The organism is Shewanella frigidimarina (genome assembly GCF_003797125.1).
GTDB lineage: Bacteria > Pseudomonadota > Gammaproteobacteria > Enterobacterales > Shewanellaceae > Shewanella > Shewanella frigidimarina.
This window is the reverse complement of sequence record NZ_RKKE01000003.1, coordinates 368,768-393,362: the sequence shown is the minus strand read 5'-3', so window position 1 is coordinate 393,362 and position 24,595 is coordinate 368,768. Positions and strand designations below refer to the sequence as shown.

Annotated in this window: 19 protein-coding genes and 5 tRNA genes; 8 read left to right on the top strand and 16 right to left on the bottom strand. The window is 41.2% G+C overall.

Annotated features, from left to right (window positions below):
* Positions 1–57 precede the first annotated feature (57 nt).
* The 5 genes from aspS to ruvB all read left to right on the top strand — a co-directional run bounded on the left by aspS (position 58) and on the right by ruvB (position 4,893).
* On the top strand, positions 58–1,833 hold the full coding sequence (gene aspS / locus EGC86_RS11180; RefSeq protein WP_123777616.1) for an aspartate--tRNA ligase: 1,776 nt from the start codon (positions 58–60) through the stop codon (positions 1,831–1,833).
* 123 nt (positions 1,834–1,956) lie between these two features.
* Positions 1,957–2,709, top strand: a complete 753-nt coding sequence (locus EGC86_RS11175; RefSeq protein WP_059743773.1) for a YebC/PmpR family DNA-binding transcriptional regulator — start codon at positions 1,957–1,959, stop codon at positions 2,707–2,709.
* A gap of 7 nt (positions 2,710–2,716) precedes the next feature.
* Positions 2,717–3,238, top strand: coding sequence for a crossover junction endodeoxyribonuclease RuvC (gene ruvC, locus EGC86_RS11170; RefSeq protein ID WP_011637638.1), 522 nt, complete (start codon positions 2,717–2,719; stop codon positions 3,236–3,238).
* The gene (gene ruvA / locus EGC86_RS11165; protein ID WP_011637637.1) at positions 3,235–3,852 is read left to right on the top strand and encodes a Holliday junction branch migration protein RuvA; all 618 of its coding nucleotides are present in this window, start codon (positions 3,235–3,237) and stop codon (positions 3,850–3,852) included. Before ruvC ends, ruvA begins: the two co-directional genes overlap by 4 nt.
* A gap of 30 nt (positions 3,853–3,882) precedes the next feature.
* Entirely contained in the window at positions 3,883–4,893 is a 1,011-nt protein-coding gene (gene ruvB / locus EGC86_RS11160) for a Holliday junction branch migration DNA helicase RuvB (protein ID WP_123777615.1), read from the top strand.
* Between the two features lie 178 nt (positions 4,894–5,071).
* On the opposite strand, the gene gloA is transcribed toward ruvB, so the two are convergent.
* The 14 genes from gloA to EGC86_RS11090 all read right to left on the bottom strand — a co-directional run bounded on the left by gloA (position 5,072) and on the right by EGC86_RS11090 (position 15,055).
* On the bottom strand, positions 5,072–5,482 hold the full coding sequence (gloA, locus tag EGC86_RS11155; RefSeq protein WP_123777614.1) for a lactoylglutathione lyase: 411 nt from the start codon (positions 5,480–5,482) through the stop codon (positions 5,072–5,074).
* 378 nt (positions 5,483–5,860) lie between these two features.
* Complete coding sequence (gene nth / locus EGC86_RS11150) at positions 5,861–6,502, bottom strand: endonuclease III (protein WP_123777613.1); 642 nt, start codon at positions 6,500–6,502, stop codon at positions 5,861–5,863.
* Positions 6,503–6,560: 58 nt separating this feature from the next.
* On the bottom strand, positions 6,561–7,256 hold the full coding sequence (locus EGC86_RS11145; RefSeq protein WP_011637633.1) for an electron transport complex subunit E: 696 nt from the start codon (positions 7,254–7,256) through the stop codon (positions 6,561–6,563).
* Positions 7,249–7,872, bottom strand: coding sequence for an electron transport complex subunit RsxG (gene rsxG / locus EGC86_RS11140; RefSeq protein WP_041413580.1), 624 nt, complete (start codon positions 7,870–7,872; stop codon positions 7,249–7,251). The genes EGC86_RS11145 and rsxG overlap by 8 nt, the downstream gene beginning before the upstream one ends.
* Before the next feature lie 26 nt (positions 7,873–7,898).
* Entirely contained in the window at positions 7,899–8,951 is a 1,053-nt protein-coding gene (rsxD, locus tag EGC86_RS11135) for an electron transport complex subunit RsxD (RefSeq protein WP_123777612.1), read from the bottom strand.
* Positions 8,952–8,953: 2 nt separating this feature from the next.
* Positions 8,954–10,972, bottom strand: coding sequence for an electron transport complex subunit RsxC (gene rsxC / locus EGC86_RS11130; RefSeq protein WP_123777611.1), 2,019 nt, complete (start codon positions 10,970–10,972; stop codon positions 8,954–8,956).
* Positions 10,966–11,544: an electron transport complex subunit RsxB gene (rsxB, locus tag EGC86_RS11125; RefSeq protein ID WP_041413579.1), complete on the bottom strand. Its 579-nt coding sequence runs from the start codon at positions 11,542–11,544 to the stop codon at positions 10,966–10,968. The genes rsxC and rsxB overlap by 7 nt, the downstream gene beginning before the upstream one ends.
* Positions 11,545–11,546: 2 nt before the next feature.
* A complete protein-coding gene (rsxA, locus tag EGC86_RS11120; RefSeq protein WP_041413578.1) occupies positions 11,547–12,125 on the bottom strand; it encodes an electron transport complex subunit RsxA in 579 nt (192 codons plus the stop codon).
* Positions 12,126–12,264: 139 nt separating this feature from the next.
* A complete protein-coding gene (locus tag EGC86_RS11115) occupies positions 12,265–14,163 on the bottom strand; it encodes an EAL domain-containing protein (RefSeq protein ID WP_011637627.1) in 1,899 nt (632 codons plus the stop codon).
* Positions 14,164–14,557: 394 nt separating this feature from the next.
* Positions 14,558–14,633, bottom strand: a tRNA-Asn gene (locus tag EGC86_RS11110).
* A 33-nt stretch (positions 14,634–14,666) separates the two neighbouring features.
* Positions 14,667–14,742: transfer RNA gene (locus EGC86_RS11105), tRNA-Asn, on the bottom strand.
* Between the two features lie 29 nt (positions 14,743–14,771).
* Positions 14,772–14,847 (bottom strand) — tRNA-Asn (locus tag EGC86_RS11100).
* Between the two features lie 23 nt (positions 14,848–14,870).
* Positions 14,871–14,946: transfer RNA gene (locus tag EGC86_RS11095), tRNA-Asn, on the bottom strand.
* Positions 14,947–14,979: 33 nt separating this feature from the next.
* Positions 14,980–15,055: transfer RNA gene (locus tag EGC86_RS11090), tRNA-Asn, on the bottom strand.
* 1,542 nt (positions 15,056–16,597) lie between these two features.
* Here EGC86_RS11090 and uvrB point away from each other — a divergent pair.
* On the top strand, positions 16,598–18,619 hold the full coding sequence (gene uvrB / locus EGC86_RS11085) for an excinuclease ABC subunit UvrB (RefSeq protein WP_011637626.1): 2,022 nt from the start codon (positions 16,598–16,600) through the stop codon (positions 18,617–18,619).
* Positions 18,620–18,935: 316 nt separating this feature from the next.
* Here uvrB and asnS read toward each other — a convergent pair whose 3' ends face one another.
* Entirely contained in the window at positions 18,936–20,336 is a 1,401-nt protein-coding gene (gene asnS / locus EGC86_RS11080) for an asparagine--tRNA ligase (RefSeq protein WP_011637625.1), read from the bottom strand.
* 181 nt (positions 20,337–20,517) lie between these two features.
* Between asnS and EGC86_RS11075 the strand changes: the two genes are divergently transcribed.
* Positions 20,518–20,853 carry a hypothetical protein gene (locus tag EGC86_RS11075; protein ID WP_011637624.1) on the top strand — a complete coding sequence of 112 codons (336 nt, stop codon included), beginning with the start codon at positions 20,518–20,520 and terminating at the stop codon, positions 20,851–20,853.
* Between the two features lie 113 nt (positions 20,854–20,966).
* Here EGC86_RS11075 and EGC86_RS11070 read toward each other — a convergent pair whose 3' ends face one another.
* A complete protein-coding gene (locus EGC86_RS11070) occupies positions 20,967–21,542 on the bottom strand; it encodes a CoA pyrophosphatase (protein ID WP_123777610.1) in 576 nt (191 codons plus the stop codon).
* A 795-nt stretch (positions 21,543–22,337) separates the two neighbouring features.
* Here EGC86_RS11070 and malQ point away from each other — a divergent pair.
* Positions 22,338–24,593 carry a 4-alpha-glucanotransferase gene (gene malQ / locus EGC86_RS11065; RefSeq protein WP_123777609.1) on the top strand — a complete coding sequence of 752 codons (2,256 nt, stop codon included), beginning with the start codon at positions 22,338–22,340 and terminating at the stop codon, positions 24,591–24,593.
* Positions 24,594–24,595: the final 2 nt, after the last annotated feature.

Below are 24,595 nucleotides of genomic sequence, written 5' to 3'. Positions count from 1 at the left end.
CGTTTTTATCGTTTTCGATTTCCAAAATACCGCTTTGTGGATAAAGGATAGAGTTCAATGCGCAGTCATTATTGTGGAGACATTAATCAGTCTCATCTAGGTCAAGAAGTTACTTTAGTCGGTTGGGTCAACCGTAGTCGAGATTTAGGCGGAGTTGTATTTTTAGACTTACGCGATAGAGAAGGGCTAGTACAAGTTGTTTATGACCCAGATCTAAAAGATGTTTTTGAAATGGCAAGCACATTGCGCAGTGAATTTTGTGTTCAAATAAAAGGTGTTGTTCGCGCTCGTCCACAAAGCCAAATCAATTCACAAATGAAAACCGGTGAAATTGAGATTTTGGGTAAGCAACTGACCATTATTAATGCGTCAGCTCCTTTACCATTAAGCATGGATAACTATCAAAACAATAGTGAAGAACAACGTTTAAAATACCGTTATTTAGATTTACGTCGTCCAGAAATGGCCGAGCGCCTTATTTTTCGTGCAAAAGTGACCAGCTCAGTACGTCGCTTTTTAGACGGCAATGGCTTTTTAGATATCGAAACGCCTATTTTGACTAAAGCCACTCCAGAAGGTGCGCGTGACTATTTAGTGCCAAGTCGAACTTATAAAGGTCAATTTTTTGCTTTGCCTCAATCACCACAGTTGTTCAAACAGTTGTTGATGATGTCTGGTTTTGATCGCTATTATCAAATCGTAAAATGCTTCCGTGATGAAGATTTACGTGCAGATCGTCAGCCTGAATTTACTCAAATCGATATTGAAACCTCATTCATGTCTGCCGAACAAGTCATGGAAAAAACTGAACAAATGATGCGCGGTTTATTTCAAGATTTATTGAATGTAGATTTAGGTGATTTTCCTCGTATGACCTACGCCGAAGCAATGAAGCGTTATGGTTCAGATAAACCTGATTTACGTAATCCACTTGAATTAGTTGATATTGCTGATTTGGTTAAAGATGTTGAATTTGCGGTATTTAATGGCCCTGCAAATGATGTTGAAGGTCGCGTTGCGGCACTTCGTATTCCAACTGGTGCATCTTTATCTCGTAAGCAAATTGACGATTACACTAAATTTGCCGGCATTTATGGTGCTAAAGGCTTAGCGTGGATGAAAATAAATGACTTAGCTGCAGGCATGGATGGTATTCAGTCGCCTGTACTTAAGTTTTTAACAGAATCTATTGTTAACGACATTATTAGTCGTACAGGTGCACAAACCGGCGATATCATTCTATTTGGCGCAGATAAAGCCAATGTCGTGGCAGAAGCTTTGGGCGCATTGCGCTTAAAAGCCGGTGAAGATTTCAAGTTACTTGAAGGTGAGTGGCGCCCAATGTGGGTTGTCGACTTCCCGATGTTTGAGAAAATTAACGGTGGATTCCACGCTGTTCATCATCCATTCACTGCGCCTCGCGGTATTAGCCCAGCAGAATTAGCAGCAGATCCAGCAGCAGCTATTTCAGATGCCTACGACATGGTATTAAATGGTTGTGAATTAGGTGGCGGTTCAGTGCGTATTCATAACGCCGAAATGCAAAGTACTGTATTCAGTATTTTAGGTATTGAAGCTGAAGAAGCACAAGAAAAATTTGGTTTCTTGCTTGAAGCATTACGCTACGGAACCCCACCACACGCTGGTTTAGCATTTGGTTTGGATCGTATTATTATGTTGATGACCGGCGCAAGCTCAATTCGTGACGTAATGGCATTCCCTAAAACAACTACCGCAGCATGTCCATTAACTAACGCTCCTGGTTTTGCAAACCCAGTGCAGTTAACTGAATTGGGTATAGCGGTGATTGAAAAGGTTAAAACTGAAGAATAAACATTATTGTTCAGCGTAATAGGCTCTTAAAAGAGCACCACATACCGAGGCTGCTGCCTCGGTATGTTTTTAACAGGTATGGTTTTCTACTTGAATGATCCAATTGGATAACAGGAGTTTAAGATGGCAGGACACAGTAAATGGGCCAATATAAAACATCGTAAAGCCGCACAAGATGCTAAACGCGGTAAGCTGTTTACCAAATTTATTCGAGAGCTTACCGTCGCCGCTCGTGAAGGCGGTTCAGATGTTGATGCCAACCCCAGATTACGCGCTGCAGTTGATAAAGCCTTATCCAATAATATGACCCGTGACACCGTTGAACGAGCAATCAAACGCGGTGCCGGTGAAATGGATGGTCAGCAATTAGAAACCATTATTTATGAAGGCTATGGTCCTGGTGGTACAGCGGTCATGGTTGAAACGATGACCGATAATCGAAATCGCACCGTTTCTGGTGTGCGCAATGCTTTTAATAAGTCGGGTGGTAATTTAGGTACCGATGGCTCAGTGGCGTATTTGTTTACAAAATCTGGCATTATTTCCTATGACACCGATATTGATGAAGATAGCTTAATCGACAGTGCATTAGACGCTGGTGCCGAAGATGTCATCACGCATGATGATGGCTCAATCGATGTATTCACCACTCCAGAGACTTTTGGCAAAGTCAAAGATGCACTTGATAGTGCTAGTTTTGGATCTGTTCATGCTGAAGTGACTATGGTTGCATCATTAAAAGCTGAACTTGATGCTGATACCGCCGAAAAATTTTTACGTTTAATCGATATCTTAGAAGACCATGATGATGTACAAGAGGTATATCATAATGCTGAGATATCAGATGACGTTATGCAAGCGTTAGACAACGCATGAGGCATGAATGGCCATTATTTTAGGAGTCGATCCCGGCTCCCGCATTACAGGCTACGGTGTGATCCAATGCCAAGGCCGTCAACAGATTTACCTTGGTAGTGGCTGTATTCGTACCTCTGCTGATGATTTACCACAACGATTACAACAAATTTATGCAGGCTTATGCGAAATCATTACCCAATATAAACCAGATGAGTTTGCTATTGAGCGGGTATTTATGGCTAAAAATGCTGATTCAGCCTTAAAGCTTGGTCAAGCCAGAGGCGCGGCAATTGTTGCAGCTACTTGTGCTGGACTGCCCGTTGCGGAATATAGCGCAACTCAGATTAAAAGTGCTGTAGTGGGGACCGGCCGAGCTCAAAAAACGCAAGTTCAACATATGATTAAGCAATTACTTAAACTACCTGCTTCTCCTCAAGCTGACGCGGCTGATGCATTAGGGGTAGCAATATGCCATTTTCATACTTATCAAAGCCTTATCGCTATGGGCGGTAAAGCTAGCAGCAGAACATATGGAAGATACAAATGATAGGTCGTCTAAGCGGAATATTAGTAGAAAAACAAGCGCCTGAAGTGGTGCTTGATGTCAATGGCGTCGGTTATGAGTTACAAGTGCCGATGACCAGCTTTTATGAATTACCAGCGTTAAACCAAGCTGCTATGTTATTTACTCATTTTGTGGTGCGTGAAGATGCTCAGCTACTTTACGGTTTTATCACTAAACAAGAACGTGCATTATTCCGTTTATTGATTAAAACCAATGGCGTTGGGCCTAAACTGGCATTAACTATTTTGTCGGGTATGACAGCGTCTGAGTTCGTGTCATGTGTTGAACGTGATGATATTGCGACTTTAGTAAAACTGCCTGGCGTTGGTAAGAAAACCGCAGAGCGTTTGGTGATTGAAATGCGTGATAAACTTAAAAGCTTACTTGAAGCTTCTGCAGGTTCAGAGCGCGAGTTTATGCTGCAAAGTAATTATACTCCAGCAGCGGCTGTTGATAGTGCAGAAGAAGATGCCATTTCAGCTTTATTGTCGTTAGGTTATAAACCAGCTCAGGCCAGCAAGTCAGTTTCTGCGGCTTTTAAAGAAGGCATGAGTTCAGAAACGCTAATTAAAGCTGCATTAAAATCAATGCTATAAATATGATATGCATAAACAGGGTACGTAAAAATGATTGAAGCTGATCGACTAATCCAACCGCAGGTACAAGGTCAAGATGAACTGATTGATCGTGCTATGCGCCCTAAAATGTTGGATGAGTATACCGGTCAAGATGATACTCGAGCTCAGCTTAAGGTTTTTATTCAAGCCGCGATAAATCGTCGTGAAGCCCTCGATCACATGCTGATTTTTGGTCCTCCAGGTTTGGGGAAAACAACGTTAGCCATGATTGTGGCTAATGAAATGGGCGTGAATATCAAATCCACTTCTGGCCCTGTGCTTGAAAAAGCGGGTGATTTAGCTGCATTATTAACCAATCTTGAAGAAGGTGATGTGCTGTTTATCGATGAAATCCATCGCTTAAGTCCTGTAGTGGAAGAAATTCTTTATCCAGCAATGGAAGATTACCAACTGGATATTATGATTGGTGATGGTCCAGCCGCGCGTTCAATTAAATTAGATTTACCGCCATTTACTCTTATCGGCGCCACGACTCGTGCTGGTGCATTAACCTCGCCATTGCGGGCTCGTTTTGGTATTCCATTACGTTTAGAGTTTTATAACGTCGCAGACTTAACCACAATTGTAACTCGTTCAGCCAACGTAATGAATCTTGATATAGATGAACAAGGGGCTATTGAAATTGCTAAACGTTCACGCGGAACTCCGCGAATTGCCAATCGATTATTACGTCGAGTACGCGATTATGCCGAAGTAAAACATGACGGTAAAGTGTCTCAAACAGTGGCTGAATATGCATTGGATTTATTGGATGTAGATGACCAAGGTTTTGATTACTTAGACCGTAAATTATTATTGGCCATTATTGATAAATTTATGGGTGGCCCTGTTGGATTGGACAATCTAGCGGCAGCCATCGGTGAAGACCGCGAAACAATTGAAGATGTATTGGAGCCTTTTTTAATTCAACAAGGGTTTATACAACGCACGCCAAGAGGGCGTATCGCTTCTCAAAGAGCCTATGATCATTTTAGTTTGGTTAGACCTGAAAAAGCTTAACCTGTTTATTTCTATTTTAGCCATACATTAATGACGTTCAGGTATACCGTCATTAACAGTGATGTGTTGGTACAAAATCTCGGTCATCAAAATAATAAAACCAGCTTATGCTGGTTTTATTATATCTAGCGTTTCTAAAGCGTACTTTAAGCAAAACTAATGCTGCAGCAAGGCAATATTAACCAAGTGCTTTGGTCGCCGATTTCTTTTGAATTAATTCGATTTTGTATCCGTCAGGGTCTTCTACAAAGGCTATTTCAGTTTTACCGCCAGCTACTGGGCCTGGGGCTCGAGTGATTTTACCGCCAGCAGCAGCGATGGCTTCACAGCGCGCATAAATATCGTCTTCGCCAATGGCTAAATGTCCAAAACCATTACCTAAATCGTAACTATCGACATCCCAGTTATAGGTTAATTCGATAACGGCCTGGCCTGTGGTTTCTTCACCAAAACCAACAAAGGCGAGGGTGTACTTATATTCTGAGTTTTCAGATTGACGCAGTAGCTTCATGCCCATCACTTGGGTATAAAATTGAATGCTGCGTTCTAGGTTGCCTACTCGGATCATCGTATGAAGTAATTGCGACATGATATGCTCTCTTATAAAAATTTATCTAAGTTTAACAAGCTCGGATGACAATGAAAATATTAGCGGTTGATACCAATAAAATTTTGCTTTAGCTCACATTTGTGAGGATATTTTTTGGGTTAAACGCTAAAAAGCGTTATTGTTGCCATATACACATTTGGAGGCAAGACAATGAATACAGAATTGAAAATGGCATTAGGTACTACTGTTGTTATTGCGATTTGTTTTAGTGCATTTTTTGTGTCGTTGTTTTAAGCGTCAGCAAAAAATAGATAGTCCCATTTGCGCCATCACGAAAGATGTATTGGATATTAATTGATGAGTTAATATCCAATATATTGATACAAAACCCTCAAAGTGCCTTCGGTGCTTTGAGGGTTATTCTTCTGGGTATACCTTGTCTTTAAACTCGCATAAATCTTCAATTATACAGCTGCCGCATCGTGGTTTTCGTGCTAAACAAGTATAACGTCCGTGTAGAATAAACCAATGATGCACATCTATTTTAAACTCGCTCGGCACCACTTTAAGCATATTCAATTCAACTTGGTCGACATTTTTGCCAGGGGCAAACTTAGTTCGATTTGCTAACCTAAAAATATGAGTATCGACGGCAATAGTTGGCCAGCCAAAGGCGGTATTGAGGACCACATTTGCTGTTTTACGTCCTACGCCTGGTAAAGCCTCTAATGCTTCACGATTCTCTGGTACTTCACCAGCATGTAAATCAATCAACATTTTACAAGCGTTAATCACGTTAACAGCTTTGTTATTGTATAAGCCTATGGTTTTGATGTATTGCTTAAGCCCGTCAATCCCTAAGTCATATATTGCTTGAGGCGTATTGGCAACCGGAAACAACTTATCAGTTGCTTTGTTGACACTCACATCGGTTGCTTGTGCTGATAGCGTGACCGCAACGAGTAGCTCAAATGGACTCGAAAAGTTCAATTCAGTTTCAGGCTTAGGGTTATTGTCTCTTAATCTGCTAAGTATCTGGTATCGCTTATCTTTATTCATAATAATCGGTCATTTATCGTTAAGTTTACGGCCGCTCCAGATTAACTGTGCAGTCGTGTTAGTTGACTTTAGTGATCCGCGCACGCGTTACGCTAACACTTTCAACTTTAGGTTGCATGGCGTTAACTCGGCTATCGATGACATTTTTAAGGGCTATTAATAATCCCATGCCAATAAATGCTCCCGGCGGCAACATAGCCAATAAAAATGGCGTGTCCACATGCCATACATGAATGGTTAACACACTTGCCCAATCACCTAATAGTAAATCTGCACCGCCAAATAACGTTCCTTGGCCGAGCAATTCGCGGCTAGCACCTAAAACAACCAGTACAGCGGTAAAGCCTAAGCCCATCATTAATCCATCGAATGCCGAATGCGCTAATGAGTTACGCGAGGCAAATGCTTCTGCGCGGCCGATAATGACGCAGTTGGTTACAATCAAAGGTAAGAAAATACCTAATGACAAATATAAATTATAGGCATAAGCGTTGATCAGTAATTGCACGCAAGTAACAAGTGCGGCAATGATCATGACAAATACTGGTATACGAATTTCTTTAGGTACAAAATCGCGAACCAAAGAGACCAAAACATTGGAGCCAATTAATACCAACAATGTAGCGACGCCCAAACCTAATGCATTGGTGATGGTAGCCGTAACAGCTAGTAGCGGACACAACCCTAATAGTTGCACTAAACCGGGGTTATTTTTCCATAGCCCCTGAGCTGCAATTTCACTGTATTTACTCATGGTTGGCCTCACAGGCATAATGACTTTGATAAAGTGCTTGGCGATGTTGTTCGACAAATGTCAGTGCATTGGCGATCGCTTTAACATAAGCACGCGGAGTAATCGTGGCACCCGTAAATTGATCGAATTGGCCACCATCTTTTTTTACTTTCCACATGTTGGTGTTGTCTTTAAATAATTTACCACTGAAATGAGTGACCCAATCAGATTTTCGAAGGTCAATTTTATCACCAAGCCCTGGTGTTTCTTGATGGGAGAGGGTACGGACACCTAATATTTCTCCCTGATTATTCACGCCAACAATGAGTTTTATTTCACCGTTATAACCATCTGGTGCAATAGCTTCTATCGCGATGGCTACGGGCAGTTCATTTTTATAGGCAAGATATGCCGGTAAGTCTGCTTTAGTGCCTAAAAGCTCCGGAGAGTTAACCAAAATGCATTGCTCACTGAGTACATTGTCGTGTAATTCAGTTGGAATAATTTGGTTCAGCGTTAAGGTTAATTGTTTTTGCTGTTGCAATAATATGGTGTCACTGGTTAGCGCATTGACTAATGCAACTAGGCCTGTGCAACATAAGGCAAACAGGCCCAGTAACAGACCATTTTTAATCATCGGGTTAGTTGTTAAAATAGACATTATTAATTTCCTACTCGATGACCATAACTGCGTGGGCGCACATAATAATCAATAAATGGTGCGCACATATTGGCTAATAACACCGCGAATGCGACAGCATCAGGATAGCCACCAAATGTTCGTATTAAGTATATGAGTAAGCCGATCATGGCACCAAAAATAAGTCGACCTCTAGGGCTTGTTGCAGCGGTAACGGGATCTGTGGCTATGAAAAATGCCGCCAGCATGGTTCCTCCCGAAAATAAATGCATTATCGGGCTAACGAAGGTATCTGGGCTTATCAAAAAACCAATACTGGCACAGACAAATAATGTCAGCACAATAGCGCCGCTAATGTGCCAGCGTATCACCTTAAGCTTTAGCATCACCAGGCCACCCACAAGATAGGCCATATTGACCCAAAACCAACCTTCGCCAACACTGCCAGAGAAGATGGTTTTAGTCATACTTTCTGTTGTGGTAAGCCCCATAGAAAGGTCTGTTTTTAATGTGTCTAGCGGCGTTGCCATGGTGGTGCCATCAATCGCCAAATGGAAAAAATCTGCTGCATAACCTGCATTTAATTGAAAAATACTGTTGAAGGTATGCAACATATCAGCGTAATTGACCGTTAAGGTTTGAGGGGCAACCCAAGACGTCATTTGTACCGGAAATGAAATCAGTAACAGGACGTAAGCGGCCATAGCCGGATTAAAGACATTATTACCCAACCCACCGTAAAGTTGTTTAACAATAACGATAGCAAATAATGTTCCTATGACAATTAACCACCAAGGCGCTAATGGCGGGATTGCAACCGCAAGTAAGCTTGCGGTAACCAATGCGCTGTTATCCTTTAAGGTGGCGGTAATATTTCTATTGCGTAGTTTCATTACCGCCGCTTCCGCTAAATAAGCCACCGTAATTGCGAGTAATAATTGAACTAACGTGCCATAACCAAAATAATAGCTTTGTACTGCAATACCTGGAATAAGGCATAGCGCCACACGCTTCATTACCGTATTGGTGTGTAACGTTGTGCTGACATGTGGAGATGAGGCAATTTTAAATGCCATAGTTATAGTTCCTCTTGCTTAGCACTGTTAGCGAGTTTCTTGGCTTTCGCTTTAGCAACCGCGGCAGCAATTCTAGCCTTTTTGTCATCAACTGGGATTGCTGCAATTGTTGTATCCATTTCGATTGCTGGGTTCACTTCGTTTACCGTATCGCGAGTCTGAACGCCGTCTACGTCATTTGTCGCGCTAGAATCACTAGCTAATGCCGCTTTCTTGGCTTTAGCTCTGGCAATGGCAGCTGCAATTTGTGCTTTTTTGTCATTGGCGCGATCGATGGTGTCGACAGGCATATCAGTTGTTACCGTAGCAACATCACTTTGATTATCTTTCTGAGACTGAGTAGCCAAGGCGGCTTTTTTAGCTTTCGCGCGTTCAATCGCAGCATTAACCGCTGTTTTCTTCGCGCTGGTAGCGTCTATTGCTGCTTTTGTTGTAGTGGTATCAGGTGTTGTTGCCGCAGGATCAGCAGTGATGCCTTCTGCTGCTTGTGCTTTTTTAGCAGCGATGCGTGCCATTGCAGCCGCTACCGCATCTTTATCACCGGATTTCATATTCGCTTGACGTTTAGCGGCTGCTTGTTTTGACTTTTCTTCGCGAGCATTTTTTTCATCTTCAAGTCGTTGCAAGCGTGTTTCGAAGCGAATTTTTGCTTGTTCAGCTTGTAGCTTTTCTTCAGCAGCATTTTTCAATGCTGATTTTGCGACACGATAATATTCAACTAAAGGAATGTCACTTGGGCATACGTAGCTGCAACAACCGCATTCAATACAATCTTTTAAATTGAAACTAGCAGCTTTGTCGTATTCTTCGGCTTTTGCGTGCCAGAATAGTTGTTGCGGTAATAATAATGCGGGGCAAGCGACTGCACACTCACCACAACGAATGCAGGCTTTTTCATCTGGATCTGGGGCTATTTCTGCTTGGCTTGGTGTTAATAAACAGTTGGTGCCTTTTAATATAGGTACATTAAGATCGGCTAATGCGAATCCCATCATGGGGCCGCCAACGATAACTTTTTGTGAACTTTCTGGCTGGAAGCTGACTTGACTAAGGGCATCTTCAACTGTTGTGCCTATTCTAAGCCAATAGTTTCCGGGTTTACCGATGGATTCACCGGTTAACGTCACCACTCGTTCAATGAGTGGTTTGCCTTGTAATACCGCTTCTTGAATGGCATAGGCTGTGCCGACGTTATGCACCACAATACCAAGTTGAGCAGGAATGGCGCCACTGGGTACTTCTTTGCCAGTAATAATTTGAATAAGTTGCTTTTCGCCACCAGAAGGGTACTTAGTCGGAATAACGGTGACACGGATCATGTCGTTAGGCAATGAACTGCGACGAATAGCAGACTCTATTGCTCGGGCCGCTTCAGGTTTATTATCTTCAATAGCGATGATAATACGCTGTGGGTTAAGCAAATGATGAATAATACTAATACCCGTTAATATTTCATCACTGAATTCACGCATTAATCGATCGTCAGCACTAATGTAGGGTTCGCACTCTACTCCATTAATAATGACTAAATCGATTTCACTCGCTGGATTGAGTTTGACATGGCTTGGAAACGCCGCGCCGCCCATTCCTGCAATACCTGCTTGCTTTATTTTGGCTAAAATATCGGCTTTGGACAGTTGTTCAATTTTACTTGAGGTAAGTTCACACCAAGTATCAAGACCATCAGCTTCGATAATGCAACTCAACACGGGCAATGATGAGGCATGGTTGCTACCATGTTGCTCAATCGCGACAACGGTCCCTGAAGTAGGAGCATGAACGGGTAAATAAATAAAACCAGCACCTTCAGTGAGTGGTTGTCCTTTTAAGACCGAGTCGCCGACCTTGACACTCAAGGTCGCTTGTTGACCAACAAGAGGAACCGGTATCACAAATCGCGATTGCAGTGGCAAAGATGCGATGGTGCTTTGATTGGAAAGTGATTTAAGTTCAGGTGGATGGATCCCGCCAGGAGAGCGCCACAAAGTACCTTTATCTAATTGCTCTAATAACGTTAGCACCGTTTGTCCTCTTGCTCAGGATTAATCACGTTGACAGGGATAGCACGTAACTTCCAATCCCAATTTTGTATTGTGGTTTCAACTGGGATCATATCAATACAATCGACAGGACAAGGCTCAACACATAAGTCACAGCCAGTACAATCTTTGGCAATAACGGTGTGCATTAATTTACCGGCGCCTAAAATAGCATCAACCGGACAGGCTTGAATACATTTGGTACAACCAATACATTCATCTTCACGGATGTAAGCGACTTTTTTTACACTGGCTTGCGCCTCTTCGCCTAATGCTTCAGGTTCAACCCCCATAAGCTCAGCAATCTTTTCCATGGTAGCAGTACCACCTGGAGGGCATTTATTGATTTTATCGCCATTCGCTATTGCCTCAGCATAAGGGCGGCAACCTGGGTAACCACACTGGCCGCATTGAGTTTGCGGTAACAGGGTTTCAACTTGATCAATAATAGGATTTCCTTCAACTTTGAATTTCTTTGAGGCAAAACCTAAAATGACGCCAAACACTAATGCTAAAACGCTTAATACAGCAACAGCAATCAATATACTCGATATCATTAGTTAACTAGCCCCGCAAATCCCATAAAGGCTAATGACATTAAACCGGCAGTGATCATGGCAATAGCGCCACCTTTAAAAGGTAAGGGCACATCTGCAGCGGCTAATCGCTCACGCATGGCCGAAAATAAAATTAATACTAAGGAGAATCCAACCGCCGCACCAAAACCATAAATAGCAGATTGAATAAAGTTATGGTCTTCATTGACGTTAAGTAAAGCTACACCTAATACCGCGCAGTTAGTCGTGATCAGCGGCAAGTAAATGCCCAAAGCACGATGTAAAGATGCACTAGTCTTTTGCACAACCATCTCAGTAAATTGCACTACGACTGCAATAACCAAAATAAAGCTCATTGTACGTAAGTAGTTGAGGTCAAATGGTTGCAGTAGAAATTCATTGGTGAGATAACTCAGAATAGAGGCCAGGGTCAACACAAACGTGGTTGCCATCGACATGCCAATTGCTGACGCCAATTTGCTCGACACCCCCATAAAAGGGCATAGACCTAAGAATTTTACCAGAACGAAGTTATTCACCAGCACTGTGCCGATCAACAGGAGAAGATACTCTGACATTGCTACAATTTTTTGACCAATAGATCCCAGTATTATCTTAGGTTTGGCGCCGATAAACAACGGATAAAAAATAAGGTTAAACATAAAATGTTTAACCTTGGAATAAAATGGCTATTTTTACCGTCTATTAACGACTTTTTTACTGTTTAATTAACAATGCTTCAGGTTTAGCAATATAATATCCCTGTAGACCATCCACTAATAGTTTTTCTAGGACAAGCTTTTCATCTTGTTTTTCAACTCCGGTGGCAATGACACGAATACTGATGCGTTTAGCGATATCAACAATCATCCGTATAAAGAATTTATTGTTGTTATCCTGTTCAATATTATCACTATAACTGCTGTCCAATTTGATAAAGTCAGGACGGACCTCGCGGAAAAATTTAAATGAGGTAAAACCTAAACCAAAGCGTTCGACAGCGACTTTAGCGCCAACTTTATGGATCTCAGTAACAAATTTATGGCTAGACTCTAAGTTAGCTTGCATTCCAGACTCATTGAGTTCAAATACTAAGCGGGCAGCAGTACCACGGTGTTTAGATAATATATCCTTCAACCACACGGTAAAACTGTCTTGTAGTGCTGAGGATGCACTAATATTCACCCCCATTTTTCCTGAAATACTCGGATTTTCACTTAACACTTTAATGGTTTGAGTGACTATCATTTTATCGAGTTCTACACTCATTCCATAACGCTCAGCCATTGCAATCACTGTGGTTGTGGGTAAATGTTCACCTTCGGAGTTATAAAACCGAGCCAAAAGCTCACGGTAAACTTCGGTGTCATTATTACAGGGCTGAATAGGTTGTTGATAGAATTTGATACTTCGACGGTTAATCAAGTCGTCAATGGTGACTTTCCAATGGTCATTACCGAATTGCTCATTAGCGGATAATTTTTCCAATTGATAGTAGCGATTGGGTCCTAGTGTTTGTGCCACGCTGACGGCTGTATCAGCTAAAGTCATCAATGCTACTGGTTCAATTCCTTGTTCGTACGGAACCATACCGGCATGTGCAACAGAGTCACTTTTTGTGCTTTGAGCATATTCATCAAGATGGCGCTTAAGTTGCTCTAAAAATCGTTCACCCTCTTTAAGAGTAATACTTTCAATGAAAACAGCAAAATCACCGCTAGATACCCGAAAACATTCACTCAATCCGAGGTTTGTAACTGATTTTCGAATACAAGTAGCCAGTTTAGCTAAATAATCATCACCAGCAGCACGGCCATGAAGTTCGTTAATCGTTGCCAGTTCTGCGGCCTTAATAACAACCAGAACACCATACTGTTGCTTATCTTTTTTGCTAATGGCTTCAATATGTTGTGTAAAGCGTTGTCGAGTAGAAAAGCCACTCACGGGATCTTGATAAGCCGCTTTAGTTAATTGTTCATTTTCTTTGCGTACGCGATCTAGACTGAGTTTTAATTGACTACGACATATTTCTAATGCTTTGCCGATGGGGTGTAGCACCCCTGGGAAGCGAGATTTTTCAATGGCTAGGAATGATAAGTCTGGAATATGAGTAATGTATTCGGCGGCATAGTTAATTCTTTTACGATGTAATTGCATTAACACTGCAAATAACAACATCAAAGCGATATAAGCGGTAATCAATAATGTTGCCGTTTGTTCTAAGTCATTAAAACTAGGTGACAACACACTCGCAGTGTCTAATCTAACTTGTAAGCGCCCGTCAGGAAAATCTTGCACATGACCTAATTCAACATTAAAAATCTCGCTGGCAAAATCGTCAGCAGGACGAAGTAAGCTGCCATGAGTAAAATTTTCATTGCTGTCAGTATTATGGATATATTGGAAAAATTGAAAAGAAAACACTTTAGACATACGTTGGTATAGCGCTTCTCCACTACCATGCCATTGATCTATGGTTTGCACATATTGCTGGTAATTAGCACGTGCTATTTCACCTTGTTCTTGTACTTCGTTGTTTTCCACCGTGTAAATTCGGTAAATTAATAAACCGAAAACGATAAAAAGGACAAGCTGAAAGGATTTCGATAAGCCCATAAAACAACCATTCCCATGAGTGTGTGGCTAAACTTTCTCGGCCTTGCACAGATATTGTGCAATAGATGTTCGACCGTGTTGTCTAGCCAATAATATAATGCTTTAAATAATAATGCTTTAAATAATAATGCTTTAAATAATAATGCTTTGAATAGTTTATATAATAACCAATATCATTATAGCAGAAATGAGAATAAATAATTACTAATCTAAGGTATTATTAATAATAGAAAAACTAGCAATATAGTACTAATCAATACCGTTAAATTAACGGTTACAGAGACGGTAAATTAAACTATTGATTAAGATATTGAAATTATAGGGTAGGTTAGGCTGTTTTGTGCTTTAGTAGGGAATGTTGCGGGATTATTGTGGATAATGTTGCGTTTAATAATGGCTCCCCAGACTGGACTCGAACCAGTGACATACGGATTAACAGTCCGCCGTTCTACCAACTGAACTACTGGGGAAACGTATTATTACTATTGACACTTATGTTGAAATGGCTCCCCAAACTGGACTCGAACCAGTGACATACGGATTAACAGTCCGCCGTTCTACCAACTGAACTATTGGGGAAGCGTAATATTTCAAATGTGTTATCTCGATGGCTCCCCAAACTGGACTTGAACCAGTGACATACGGATTAACAGTCCGCCGTTCTACCAACTGAACTATTGGGGAATTATTTCGATAACGGTAAACGTTGGCTCCCCAAACTGGACTCGAACCAGTGACATACGGATTAACAGTCCGCCGTTCTACCAACTGAACTATTGGGGAATTACGCTTACTTCTCAACTCTTAACACTAAATTGGCTCCCCAGACTGGACTCGAACCAGTGACATACGGATTAACAGTCCGCCGTTCTACCAACTGAACTACTGGGGAAACGTTTTTAGCAATGTATTGCTGAGAACGGAGCGCATAGTAAAACGCTCTGGTAACTGAGTCAACTCGAGTTATAAAAAAAAACGCATTTATGTGACTAATTGGTTACCAAACACACATCGTGAACGACTTTTGGGCATTTGTGTCGATTTTTAAACAATGAAAACAAAATGAATCACTTACTCTAAACATTCGTTTTCATGATTTTAACGGCAATATTTTGCGCATATCATGTTTTTGGTGTCAATTTTTGCGTTTGTAGGTTCATCCGCTGTAGCTCGATGTGATTTTATTTTGGAACTTAACACTTTATCAGTACAACTTGGTCTAGGGAGATAGAGTAAATCGGATTAATGACTAGTCAGTAATATCAACTTACCAATTGTTGGTACTTATTAAGCCGAATTTAAATGCGAGCAAGGGCCTTATTGCAACCCAATGTCGTTTTAAACAAACTGATAGCCGCATACCTTGCTATTTGATAATTGTTTTATTTTCCTGAACAGGGATTGATTTGATGAAGCTTGATAGATGTTGTTATCGACGGTTTCTTAAGGAAAGGTACGTTAATGATATTTTAGTTAGTGAAGGAATGGATACATTTAGCTAGTAAGCTTCGTCACCGAGTATTACATTGTTTTTGTTGATGAGATTACACGGCTATTACTGGTGACATTACTCATCTATCGTCACATACGGGATGAATACTATTGTACTGCTACGACTACATACGAAGTTGTGACTGAAAGATAACTGTTTGAGTATGGATATTATCGATGAGACGGAGTGTGTAGTTAGTCAATGATGTTTAGCGATACGGGGGAGTTGAATGTGTAGGGTAATTGGTCAAAGATCGCCAAGTTGATCGGTCCTCAATGCGTTGCTAAAATATGAGCTGACAACAATTTTAAAATAATAGCTGAACTATTGTCGCTATCTTTCGTATTAATGCGCAAATGTAATTAAATTTCATCACAACTTTCTTACGTTTTTATGAAACTCACTCTGGCGCTACCCCGCAGTAGTATTGGGCTTTAGTGACTTATCCACTAAATCTGTGGATAAACTTGTGGACTTCTACTGTAAATGAGCTGCTAACCCTTGTAGTGCTTGAGTTGGACTTAAATTGGTACAATTATTTAGCGATAAGTTAAGTTGTTTATTATCAGTTAGATACTAAAATCAACTACTTTATTTATTCACTGTTCTCTCAAATGCAAAATTGTAATCTCTTTGGATAGCCGATTGTGTATTAAATTGTGGTTTAAGCTCGGTTTTTAGCGCATTTATGGCCTTGTATACTGATCTAATCGATTTGTTGATAACTTTCATATTACGATCATTTTGTTGTCATATTGATGAACTAAGTGACGGATGTTGATCTGAATAAAGCCGGTCGAAATTAAAAAATGTGATGTATTTTTTTCACCAATAGAGTCATTATTTTAAACTAGGTCAGAAGATGTTCAGTGCTATTATGTATCGCCATTAACCTGTGTTTAGGTATATGATAAATGGTTAAATAGAATAGGAAATCATGTTGTGTCAGAGTCAGTATTTTCCCTTGAGTCCAAATTCGAACCCGCCGGCGATCAACCTACAGCGATAAAAAAATTAGTAGATGGCTTAGAATCTGGCGTTGCTAGCCAAACGTTATTAGGCGTAACAGGGTCAGGTAAAACTTACACTATCGCGAATGTGATTAAGCAAATGGGCAGGCCAACTATCATTATGGCGCCCAACAAAACACTTGCTGCGCAACTTTATGGTGAGATGAAAGAATTTTTTCCGCATAACGCGGTTGAATACTTTGTTTCTTATTATGATTACTATCAACCAGAAGCTTATGTACCCGCTTCTAATACCTTTATAGAAAAAGATGCATCGGTGAATGCCCATATCGAACAAATGCGTTTATCGGCCACTAAAGCGCTATTAGAGCGTAAAGATGTGGTGCTTATTGCCTCAGTGTCTGCCATATATGGTTTGGGCGATCCAGATTCTTATATGAAGATGTTATTGCATTTGCGCCAAGGTGATTTTATGGGCCAACGTGACATCCTCATTCGGCTTAGTGAATTACAATACAAACGTAATGATATTGAGTTACAACGCGGAACATATCGTGTTCGCGGTGAAGTGATAGACATTTTTCCGGCAGAATCTGAACGCGAAGCTATTCGAATAGAATTATTTGACGACGAAATAGAACGCTTAAGTGAATTTGATCCTTTGACCGGGCAGATTAACAAACGAATAGCACGCGCCACCATTTATCCCAAAACGCATTATGTAACGCCAAGAGAGAAAATATTAGCGGCAACTGAAGAGATCAAAGAAGAACTCAGAGAACGTCGTCAATATTTACTCGATAACAACAAATTAATTGAAGCTCAACGGATCACCGAGCGCGTTCAATACGACATTGAAATGATGGTCGAGCTAGGATATTGCTCAGGGATTGAAAACTACTCTCGATATTTATCAGGCAGATCCTCTGGAGATGGGCCACCAACATTATTAGATTACTTACCTGCCGATGGTTTGCTGATTATTGATGAGTCACATGTGACAGTACCGCAAATAGGGGCGATGTACAAAGGCGATAGAAGCCGGAAAATGAACTTAGTGGAGTATGGGTTTCGATTACCATCAGCATTGGATAACCGGCCGTTAATGTTTGAGGAGTTTGAACGGTTGATGCCGCAAACTATTTTTGTTTCAGCAACACCCAGCTTATATGAGCTTGAAAAAAGTACCGGCGAGATAGCAGAGCAGGTGGTAAGGCCAACTGGGTTACTCGATCCTGTGCTGGAAGTTCGGCCCGTGGGCATTCAAGTTGACGATTTGTTGTCTGAGATCCACAAACGCGTGGCGGTTAATGAACGTGTGCTGGTAACTACATTAACCAAACGGATGTCTGAAGATCTGAGTGAATACCTTGATGAACATGGGGTTAAAGTTCGTTATTTACATTCGGATATTGATACTGTTGAGCGCGTAGAAATTATTCGTGATTTACGCTTGGGGCGTTTTGACGTACTGATTGGCATTAACTTATTACGTGAAGGTTTAGATCTACCTGAAGTGTCATTAGTGTGTATTTTAGATGCCGACAAAGAAGGCTTTTTACGTTCAGAGCGCTCACTTATTCAGACCATCGGCCGCGCTGCTCGTAACGTTAACGGTAAAGTCATTCTGTATGCGGACCGAATAACAAACTCAATGGCTAAAGCCATGGGAGAAACTGAGCGTCGCCGTGAAAAGCAGCATCAACACAACCTTAAACTGGGTATTGTGCCTCGTGGAGTAGTGAAAAGTATTACCGATGTAATGGATGTGGGTGATACTAACTTCAGTAAAGGTACCCGTAAAAATCACTCTAAATTTGCTGAAGTGGCAGAAGAACGCGCGAAATACACCAGTATTGCCGACTTGAGTCATCAAATTGATAAACTGGAAAAACAAATGCATGAACATGCTAAAAACCTAGAGTTTGAGCAAGCTGCCGCAGTGCGTGATGACGTCAAACATTTACGCGACCTGATCATTGTAAATAGTTAACCGACTGAAAAAGTGTAGTTTAAGGTAAAAAGATGGCCAGTTTATCAATTAAAATCTGAAAAACTGGCCGAAAATGTTATTTAAAATGACAATACAATATCAGCTAATTTATCTTGAATTGACCAATTTGAGCTCGTTACTGTTGCGATAACAGACCGACTTGGATACTGGCAGTATTTGATTGCTGGAAATTCTAGGCAGAATGTATTATGGAAACTGTGAACTAGATAATACATTTTGAACAAACAAGATAAATTTTGTTCATAAAAAAACGCGCCAATTGGCGCGTTGATATGGTTCTATTTTATGGAGATAATTAGAAACTGGCTGAGCGTGGGGCGCGTGGGAATGGGATAACATCACGAATGTTGTTAACGCCAGTCACATACGACACTAAACGCTCAAAACCTAAACCAAAACCTGAATGAGGTACGGTGCCATAACGACGTAGGTCACGATACCACCAGTAATCTTCTTGGCTTAAATCCATTTCAGCTAAACGTGCATCTAACACGTCTAAACGCTCTTCACGCTGTGCGCCACCGATAATTTCACCAATACCTGGTGCTAACACGTCCATTGCGGCAACGGTCTTACCATCATCGTTTAAGCGCATGTAGAAAGCTTTAATGTCTTTCGGGTAGTTCTTAACTACAACAGGCGCTTTAAAATGCTCTTCAGCTAAGTAGCGTTCATGCTCAGATTGTAAATCAATACCCCATTCAACTGCGAATTCAAACTTCTTACCACAGTTTTTAAGGATTTCAACTGCATCAGTGTAATCCACTTGAGCAAAATCACTGCTTACGAATGCTTGTAAACGTTCGATAACGGTTTTATCAACACGTTCGTTAAAGAAGTTTAAATCATCCATGCGTTCTTCAAGCACTGCGCTAAACGCGAATTTAAGCATTTTTTCTGCTAACTCAGCCGCATCATCTAACGTTGCGAATGCCACTTCAGGCTCAACCATCCAGAATTCTGCAAGGTGGCGAGTGGTGTTCGAGTTTTCAGCACGAAACGTTGGGCCAAAGGTATATACTTTAGATAATGCACAAGCATACGTTTCAGCGTTTAACTGACCCGACACGGTTAAGAATGATTCTTTACCGAAGAAATCTTTATCGTAATCGACTTTACCTTCAGCTGTGCGAGGTAGATTTTCCATGTCTAAAGTAGACACACGGAACATTTCGCCAGCACCTTCACAGTCAGAAGCCGTAATTAACGGGGTAGATACCCAGATAAAACCTTCTTGATGATAGAAGCGGTGAATCGCTTGCGATAAACAGTTACGTACACGAGCTACGGCACCAATAATGTTGGTACGTGGGCGTAAATGGGCAAGTTCACGTAAATGCTCAATAGAGTGGCGTTTGGCCGACATTGGGTAAGTATCTGGATCGTCAACAAAACCTGTGACCACAATTTCAGTGACTTGTAATTCAAATGCTTGACCAGCGCCTGGAGAGGCAACTACTTCACCCGTCATTACGACAGAGCAGCCAGCAGTCAATTTCAATACATCGTCATTGTAATTGGCTAGGCTATTAGGCAAGACACCTTGAATAGGGTCGAAACATGAACCGTCATACACGGCCAAGAAAGAGATACCCGCTTTTGAATCACGACGAGTTCTTACCCAGCCACGGACAGTGACTTGCGAACCAACGGCGTGTTCACCTTTAAATACAGAAGCGACAGATGCAATGCTCATTGTTGCTTTATTCTCCAACGTATCGAATATAAATATAAAATTGGGGTTTATCTTACCTTGCTGGTGGCTTTTCTCAAGCTGAAAACGCTATTCTAGGGTGATTAATGTGATACTTTTGAGTAAGTCGGTTAAATATATGGCTAATTAGCCTTTATATTCTCTCGTAAACCAAGGAAAGGCCATGTCTCGTTTAGGAATTATACAGGTTGTATTGACCGTTTTGTCGTTATTAGGCTGGAGCTTAGCCATTTATGCTTTGATTATTTTTGGAGAAGCCAGACCTGATCGCGCGGTAGGTTATTTTTTGAGTAAAGGTGCATCGGTACGATTAAACTGGGATCCTGAGTTAACCATTAAATTAGAGTATTTAATATGGTGGTGTGCTGGGGTTAGCTTTTTGAATCTGCTGGTAAACTTTTATGCAAAAGCCACCACTCGAATTGGTTTTTGGGTCAATATTCCGTTGTTGTTTTTGGTATCACTCGCAGCAGGTTTGTATATTCGCTATGTGGTGTAACATCACTCTGTGGATGCTTGGAACAATAGAACTAAGCTGAATAGATAAAAGTTGATTATTTCAACTATCAATCTCAATCATCAATTGGGTATTACATCATGCGTGTGGTGTGATTAATTATCTTCTATGTGATAACACAGCAAATCGATAATGGCTGCCGTTACTCCCCAAATAAATTTGTCTTCAAATGGCATAAAGTGAACTTGATAATGTTCGCCGTGGCGATAATGAAATATTTTGTGACGGTTACTTCGCTCAATAAAAAAATTCAATGGTACTGAGAAACAATCATCCACTTCACCGGGGTCGAGCACCAATTCAAATGGCTGCTTTACCATCGCCACGACAGGGGTGATCTCAAAACCGGTAAAGGTTTTATGGGCTGGAAACACGCCTAAAACATCAACATTTTCTGACAATAAGCCAATTTCTTCGTGAGCTTCGCGCAACGCAGTGTGGATGGCATTAATATCATCAGGCTCAACTTTGCCGCCAGGAAAACTAATTTGCCCTGGATGGTGACGTAAATGCATTGGGCGTAGGGTTAAAATTAGATGTAATTGTTGCTCTATTTCAATAACAGGGATTAACACCGCAGCTTTGCGGCCAAGGTATGATGGGGGCGCAGAAGGGATGATTGAACCCAGACGATGTAAATTATAGCGTAAGGTAAATTCGTGTTTATTCATTGATGTTTTTAAATCCAATTAATAGCCTATTCGGTGTCATACCTATTCGATTAATTATGTGCTCAATCAGAGTCACTCAGTTTTTCAGTTTGAAACGCATTGTTGAAAGAATGGTTGTTTCCTTGTAAAACAATTCAACAAAGAAATGGAAAGCCTCTGTGGCTCTCAAGGGCGGGTTTCTGCACCTCCTATGCTGCTTAATATGCTTTTGACGTACGATTACATGGTCTATTTTTTGCCATAAAAATAAGACATTTCCACCATCCATGGCGGTCAGATGCAGGAGATAGAGCAACGCAGCAGCAGTTGCCCAGAACAACGATGCCTAGCAATCCTATTATTTACCTAGAAGCCACAGAATTCCCACTGAATGACCTGATAGTTAATCGAATTGGTATAAACATCCTGCAATGAGTAGCGCCCAGCAACTCATTGGATAACGATTTAATAAGCCTATCAGAATGCTCAATAGTTTGTGTAATTTGTTTGCTGCACGATTAACCGCTCCTACTTGATATCAGCCGTCTACACAACAATCCGAGTAACAATAATAATAGTGACATTGATTGCTTAATTGCGCCATTTTGTGACGCGCGCCCGATTATCGTGCATTTAATAGTCCTAAAATGATTGTGTGTGTAAACATTTGAATGTCAACATCGATTGGTAAGTCACTGATTTTTAGTTAGTAATCGTTGTCATTTTATTGCCATTAATCTGTCTTCAATTTGTTATGATGAACTGGCATGGTAACTGCTGGAATTAATGCAGTTAATTATCGCGAGGGAGACAAATATGGGACTAGAGAAGTTGCTATATTTGCAAGGCGTTGGGGCAGAGTTTATCGATTGTTTCGGTAATATTGTTCACATACCCGCTAGGGACAGGCAGGGGATTTTAACCACGATGTTATTGCAATCATCGTTTCATCAACATGAACATCTTCATGATGAGTCCGACCCGCAATCATTTGATGTACAGGATTTTACTCAGCAGCAATTATCACAACCAAGGATAGACGCACGAATAGAGCTACTCGATGTACAGCCTTGGTTGCTTCCGCTACATACTTTTCAATGGTGTACTATTGATAAGCCTCATGTTGATGTCTATCTGCCAGAGAATTATGCATCTGGGTTTGTGGTGACTATCAGCGGTGAAAATATTGACACAATCTCGGTGAGTGCCAATGTATGTGATTGTGTTATTGCTGGCGAATATCATATTAATGATCAACGTTATTGCCAATATCGCTTAATGCTTGATAACGCTACATTGCATTTAGGTTATCACCAAGTTGATTTAGCGTTTAATCATGATCCTCAGCGTAAAGACACCTTACATGGACAGTTGATGGTTGCACCGTCTTCGGCTTATCAAGGTCGTTCAGCGCAACCATTTAACAACAATAAGGAATCATGGGGACTTAATGCGCAACTGTATGCTTTACGTAATGAGGCGCAATGGGGCATTGGTGATTTTGGCAATTTAGCTGAACTTATAGAGTATGCTGCCAATGCCGGTGCGGATTTTATCCTTCTTAATCCACTACATGCTGTAGACATCAGCCAGCCAGATAACCCTAGTCCATACAGTCCAACGGACCGCCGTCGATTAAACCCTTTATACATACAAATTGAAGCCGTTGATGAATATAAGGCCCTCAATGGGGAATTATTATCACAGAAGTGGCAGCAAAAAAGGTTAGTGCTGAATCAAGCGCATCTTATTAATTACGATGAAGTGCATAGCCTGAAATACGCAGCCTTCGAGAAAATGTATCAAATATTTTGTTCTCACCACGTCAAGCTCGAAACGCCACGGTACAAAGCCTATAAGGCGTTTTTAGCACATGATGAAGCTGCACTGATGCAGTTTGTTACCGTTGAAGTGGAATTGGTATCTAAATATTTCACTCAAGATGTTGGCTTTTATTTGTATCTACAATTTGTCGCTAATGAGCAATTACAAGCTTGCCAGTTGAATGCAAAACAATGTGGTATGAGTATTGGGCTTATTCGTGATTTGGCTGTCGGGGCGGTGAGTCATGGCGCCGAAATTAGTGCCAATGCCGATTTGTTTTGTGACAACGCCAGTATTGGTGCACCGCCAGATCCTTTTGCTGAACATGGCCAAAATTGGGGTTTAACCCCATTCGATCCGGTTAAATTAAAACAGCATGATTATAGTCATTTTATCCAGTTGGTTCGCAGTAATATGCAAAGTTGTGGGGCATTGAGAATTGATCATGTCATGGGATTACTGCGTTTGTGGTGGTGGCCACTACATGAAGAACTCGGTAATGGTTGTTATGTCTATTATCCGTTAGAAACCTTGTTAGCCATTGTTTGTTTAGAAAGTCAGCGCGCTCGTTGTATCGTGATTGGCGAAGATTTAGGCATAGTACCACCGGAAATTGTGGCGTGTTTGCAGGAAGCAGGCATTTTATCCAATGAATTATTTTATTTTTGTAAAGACCACAATCGCTTCAAATCACCACAAAACTATAAGCGTCAAAGCCTGATGATGCTGGCTAATCATGATGTACCAACGCTTTCTGCGTGGTGGTTTGGTGCTGACTTACGTCTACGACGTCAGCTCGAATTGATTGAAACCGATGACAAATTACAACAGGCCATAGACCAGCGTCAGCAAGAGAAACTGCAATTGATTGACTTGCTTATCCGCGAACAGGAATTTGAACTACCAACCTCCATTACATCGGTTGAACAATTAGATTTTGACAGTGTGTTATTGGCCTGGATACGTGTTGCCGCAAATGGCAATGCACAACTGTTTAGTGTGCAATTAAGTGATTTAGTCGCCGATAAACATGGGGTAAATATTCCCGGCACCTGGAAAGCATTCCCTAATTGGCAGCGTCGATTACCCCTTTCAATCAAACAAATGTCCCAAAGCCCTAAAGTACAGCAACGTCTAGAAGCGATAGCATCAGCCCGAAAGTCCCGAACTCAAGCCAGTGCAGTTAACACAAGTGCAGTAAATACAAGAACAGTAAACACATCGTCATCCGATAAACTTGCCTATTAATG

Coding starts and splice junctions, on each gene's coding strand:
- gloA (WP_123777614.1), bottom strand. CDS start 5,482: ATGTCGCAATTACTTCATACGATGATCCGAGTAGGCAACCTAGAACGC.
- ruvB (WP_123777615.1), top strand. CDS start 3,883: ATGATTGAAGCTGATCGACTAATCCAACCGCAGGTACAAGGTCAAGAT.
- nth (WP_123777613.1), bottom strand. CDS start 6,502: ATGAATAAAGATAAGCGATACCAGATACTTAGCAGATTAAGAGACAAT.
- aspS (WP_123777616.1), top strand. CDS start 58: ATGCGCAGTCATTATTGTGGAGACATTAATCAGTCTCATCTAGGTCAA.
- rsxA (WP_041413578.1), bottom strand. CDS start 12,125: ATGTCAGAGTATCTTCTCCTGTTGATCGGCACAGTGCTGGTGAATAAC.
- asnS (WP_011637625.1), bottom strand. CDS start 20,336: ATGAGCATTGCATCTGTCGCTTCTGTATTTAAAGGTGAACACGCCGTT.
- EGC86_RS11070 (WP_123777610.1), bottom strand. CDS start 21,542: ATGAATAAACACGAATTTACCTTACGCTATAATTTACATCGTCTGGGT.
- malQ (WP_123777609.1), top strand. CDS start 22,338: ATGGGACTAGAGAAGTTGCTATATTTGCAAGGCGTTGGGGCAGAGTTT.
- EGC86_RS11145 (WP_011637633.1), bottom strand. CDS start 7,256: ATGAGTAAATACAGTGAAATTGCAGCTCAGGGGCTATGGAAAAATAAC.
- EGC86_RS11175 (WP_059743773.1), top strand. CDS start 1,957: ATGGCAGGACACAGTAAATGGGCCAATATAAAACATCGTAAAGCCGCA.
- ruvC (WP_011637638.1), top strand. CDS start 2,717: ATGGCCATTATTTTAGGAGTCGATCCCGGCTCCCGCATTACAGGCTAC.
- rsxG (WP_041413580.1), bottom strand. CDS start 7,872: ATGATTAAAAATGGTCTGTTACTGGGCCTGTTTGCCTTATGTTGCACA.
- EGC86_RS11115 (WP_011637627.1), bottom strand. CDS start 14,163: ATGGGCTTATCGAAATCCTTTCAGCTTGTCCTTTTTATCGTTTTCGGT.
- rsxD (WP_123777612.1), bottom strand. CDS start 8,951: ATGGCATTTAAAATTGCCTCATCTCCACATGTCAGCACAACGTTACAC.
- EGC86_RS11075 (WP_011637624.1), top strand. CDS start 20,518: ATGTCTCGTTTAGGAATTATACAGGTTGTATTGACCGTTTTGTCGTTA.
- ruvA (WP_011637637.1), top strand. CDS start 3,235: ATGATAGGTCGTCTAAGCGGAATATTAGTAGAAAAACAAGCGCCTGAA.